The organism is Corallococcus sp. CA053C, from assembly GCF_003611675.1.
Taxonomy (GTDB): Bacteria; Myxococcota; Myxococcia; order Myxococcales; family Myxococcaceae; genus Corallococcus.
This window is the reverse complement of sequence record NZ_RAWA01000878.1, coordinates 1-448: the sequence shown is the minus strand read 5'-3', so window position 1 is coordinate 448 and position 448 is coordinate 1. Positions and strand designations below refer to the sequence as shown.

Annotated in this window: 1 protein-coding gene; it reads left to right on the top strand. The window is 65.8% G+C overall.

The genetic code is table 11. The features are described 5' to 3' along the window. On the top strand, positions 1–448 hold a 448-nt coding region (locus tag D7V97_RS43695; protein WP_199729272.1), incomplete at both ends, for a hypothetical protein.

Sequence of the window (448 nt, the reverse complement as noted above, 5' to 3'; positions counted from 1 at the left end):
GGGTGATCAACATCATCACCCGGCGCATCGGCGACGAATGGAACGGCAGCGCCACCCACAGCTACACCCGTCCCGGTGATGGCAAGCGCGGCGATACCCAGCAGATCGGCGCGACCTTCTCCGGCCCGCTGGGCGAACGCTTCGGCCTGCGCATCGGTGCCAACAGCATGCGCCGTGATTCGGACCAGTCCAACCACGGTGTCTACGGCAATGCCTACGCCGGCGAGAAGGACCGCACTGTCGATGCGCTGCTGCAGTGGAAGCTGAGCGACGCACAGGAACTGTCGCTGGAGGCCGGCCATGGCGTGCAGCAGGCCTTCATCGATGCGTCGCTGGAAAAGCAGGACGAAGGCGCCTGGGGAGCCAGTGAGCTCAAGCGCAGCTCGCTGGCGCTCAACCACGATGGCACGTGGAGCTTCGGCACCTCCAGGCTCAGCGCGTACTGGAC